Origin of the sequence: Corallococcus interemptor (assembly GCF_003668875.1) — a bacterium.
Taxonomy (GTDB): domain Bacteria; phylum Myxococcota; class Myxococcia; order Myxococcales; family Myxococcaceae; genus Corallococcus; species Corallococcus interemptor.
In genome coordinates this window covers 1-2,949 of record NZ_RAWM01000243.1, presented here as the reverse complement: position 1 = coordinate 2,949, position 2,949 = coordinate 1, and the positions used below count along the sequence as shown (strand labels likewise).

Annotated in this window: 3 protein-coding genes; 1 reads left to right on the top strand and 2 read right to left on the bottom strand. The window is 73.0% G+C overall.

Annotated elements, in window-relative coordinates; translation table 11 throughout:
- Positions 1-91 precede the first annotated feature (91 nt).
- Entirely contained in the window at positions 92-1,009 is a 918-nt protein-coding gene (locus tag D7X96_RS38750) for a M23 family metallopeptidase (protein WP_121725593.1), read from the top strand.
- A 6-nt stretch (positions 1,010-1,015) separates the two neighbouring features.
- Here the strand turns inward: D7X96_RS38750 and D7X96_RS38745 are convergent, their stop codons facing one another.
- Both D7X96_RS38745 and D7X96_RS38740 read right to left on the bottom strand, forming a co-directional pair.
- On the bottom strand, positions 1,016-1,720 hold the full coding sequence (locus D7X96_RS38745) for a diguanylate cyclase domain-containing protein (RefSeq protein WP_121725594.1): 705 nt from the start codon (positions 1,718-1,720) through the stop codon (positions 1,016-1,018).
- 73 nt (positions 1,721-1,793) lie between these two features.
- Entirely contained in the window at positions 1,794-2,819 is a 1,026-nt protein-coding gene (locus tag D7X96_RS38740; RefSeq protein WP_121725595.1) for a 23S rRNA (cytidine(2498)-2'-O)-methyltransferase RlmM, read from the bottom strand.
- Positions 2,820-2,949 lie beyond the last annotated feature (130 nt).

The window sequence follows — 2,949 nt, the reverse complement described above, 5'->3', positions numbered from 1 at the left end:
GGGTGGGGGAGGTGTTGCGAGCGCGGGGAGCGACTTAGCTTCTGGCGCCGGAAGTCCCACGTAGCGAAAGAGATTTCCCCAGGAGTGGTCCGTGGCCAAAAAGTCCTTCACGCTGATGGTCATCCCGGACCACGACGCTCCGGTGAAGCGCTACACCATCCAGCGCTCCTGGCTGGTGCAGGTGGGCATGGGCCTGATGCTGGTGGCGGGCCTGGGCGCCGGTGCGAGCATCCACTACCTCCAGGTGGCGGCGGACGCGTCGGAGAACCGCATCCTGCGTGAGGAGAACCTCACGCTGCGCTCGCAGCTGAAGTCGGTGCGCGAGCGCATCGAGCACATCGGTTCGACGCTGGACCGCGTGGAGCGGTTCGACCAGAAGCTGCGCGCGGTGACGCTCTTGTCCGACCCGCAGCGCAACCTGGCCATGGGCCCCACGGAGCCGGAGGCCGGCACCGCGGTGCCCGCGACGGACACGCAGTTCACCCAGCTGACCACCACGGACACGCCCAAGATGATGCTGGGCCGCCTGGACCGGCTGTCCGCGGAGGCCACCCGCCAGGAGCTGAGCCTCCAGGACCTGCAGGCCTACTTCCAGGACCAGAAGTCGCTCTTGGCCTCCACGCCGTCGGTGTGGCCGGCGCGCGGCTGGGTGACCAGCGATTTCGGCCAGCGCCTGGACCCGTACACGGCGGACCGCGTGACGCACGCGGGTCTGGACATCGCGGCGCCTCACGGCAAGGAAGTCACGGCGCCGTCCGACGGCACGGTGGTGTTCGCGGGCCTGGAGGGCGGCTACGGCAACGTGCTCGTCATCGACCACGGCTACGGCATCAAGACGCGCTACGGCCACCTGTCCAAGATCCTGGTGAAGGCCGGTGACCGGGTGAAGCGCGGCTCGCCCATCGCGGCGGTGGGCAACACCGGCCGCTCCACCGGCCCGCACCTGCACTACGAAGTGCGCGTGAACGGCGTGCCGCAGAACCCGCGCAAGTTCATCCTCGAGGAGTAGGCGTCCTCAGGTTCCTTCCGGCTCCGGGAGGAACGCGTCCAGGCGCAGGCGCCGCCGCTGCAGGCCGTGCGTCCGCCCGGTGCGCTCCATGATGTAGGCCCGCTCCACCTCCGCCCACAGGAGCGGCCCCAGCACCTGCCAGTGTGACGGCTGGTGCACCGTCAGCTCCAGCAGCGCCACGGTGAAGCCCGGCACGTCCGTGTCGGAGGCACCCGGAGGCAGCGCGGGGCGCAGCTCCTCCGACAGCTTCGCGCGCGTCGTCTCCGCGCTGTCCTCGCGCACGGTGAGCTGGGACGTGGGGAGCAGCAGCACCGCGAAGCCGTCCGGCTGGAAGCGCACGATGCGCGCGTTCGGGTACTGCCGGGCCAGCGACGCCACGACGCCCTGGAGCAGCGCATCCCCGGCGGGGAAGCCGAAGCGCGCGTTGAAGTGGATCATCTCCTTCACGTCCACCATCACCGCGCCCACGCGCCAGCCGTCGTGGTGCGCGTGCGTGGACAAATCAAACTCCTCCTTGAGGAGCGTGCCCTGCGTCAGCGCCAGCACGTGCATGGCGCCGGTGGCGTCCGGCTGGCCGCGCCGGCGCTGCTCCGCGGCGATGAGCTCCCGGGCGGCGGCCTGCGGTGCCTCCTGGGCATGGCCCGGGCGCGCGGCCCGGGGATGGAGGGCGACGAGGGCGGTGGCGGTGGCGTCGTCGAGTGTGTAGGGCATCGTGTCCGCGTGTGTAGCGCGGACCGGCCGCGGGCGCAGGAAAGCTTCTCCCCGCGCCCGCTCCGTCGCCCTCTCAGCGCATGCGGTGCGCCGTGACCGTGACTTCGTCCCGGTCATGGTAGAGCTGGCGGACGGTGAGGCCCTCCCAGCCTCCATCGTCCACGAGTATCTGGCGCACCCGCAGCAGCAGCGGGTTCTTGTCCTTCATGGGCAGCTTGATGTTGGCCACCAGGTTGCGCGCCCAGCGGCGCCGGCCCCACTTGGCCAACAGCTGTGCCACTTCCAGGGGCCGCCACGCCATGTCGCAGAAGAGCCAGTCCGCGGACTCCTCCGGGGCGTAGGCGAAGGCGCTCTCCTGGACGTGCTGGACGCGCGAGTTCCTGGCCAGCTCCGGCATCAGCTTCGCCGGGTCCACCGCCACCACCCGCGCCCCGCGCGCCACCAGCCGCTGTGTCCAGCCGCCCGGCGCCGCGCCCAGGTCCACGCAGACGTCGCCGCGCCCGGGCTCATGGGCCAGCCCGTCCAGCGCCTCCTCCAGCTTCATGGCCGCGCGGGAAGGGGACTCGCCCGCGCGCTTCATCCGCCGCCGCCCGCCAGGGGCCAGGGACAGGGCCTCCCGGGCACTGACCGCACCCAGCGTCAGCACCCCGTCCGGCGCGACGCACAGGCCCACCAGCAGGGCCCCGGCCTCGCGCGCACGGCCGTCGTCCTCCAGCAAGCGCCCGGAGGGAAGGGCCGCGCGGACCGCCGCCTCCAGGGCCTCGGCGCGGCCCGCCTGCGTGTTGCCCTTCGCGCTGTCCGGCGTGTAGGCCCTCACCAGCCAGGGCACCCGCGTGGGCAGCCCGGACATGGCGGCCCGGATGTCCTCCACCGGCACCTGCGCCCCACCCGCGGGCGCCCAGGTGTTGATGACCTTCTCCACCGCCCGGCCGAAGGCGGGGGGCACGTCCGGCCGCTGCTCGGACTCCACCAGGGCGGGGCCCAGGAGGCGCGGACCGGCGCCCGCCCAGGTCAGCTCCTCGAAGAGGTGCCCTTCGAAGCCCTCCCGGCACGTCCACAGCCACCGGCCCGGCTGGGCCGCCAGCGTCTGTGCGGGCATGGATGGCACCCGCGCCCGAGGTGGGATGCGCGGCGGGGGCGAGGCGATGGGCGCTGGCGCGGCGCGTCCGGGGCCTCCGGGACGGGCCGTGGAGGTGGGCTTGCCACCCGCACGGGGGCCGGGCTTGCCG

Excerpts from the sequence above, each read along its gene's own strand:
- D7X96_RS38740 (WP_121725595.1), bottom strand. The coding sequence starts at position 2,819 with ATGCCCGCACAGACGCTGGCGGCCCAGCCGGGCCGGTGGCTGTGGACG.
- D7X96_RS38745 (WP_121725594.1), bottom strand. The coding sequence starts at position 1,720 with ATGCCCTACACACTCGACGACGCCACCGCCACCGCCCTCGTCGCCCTC.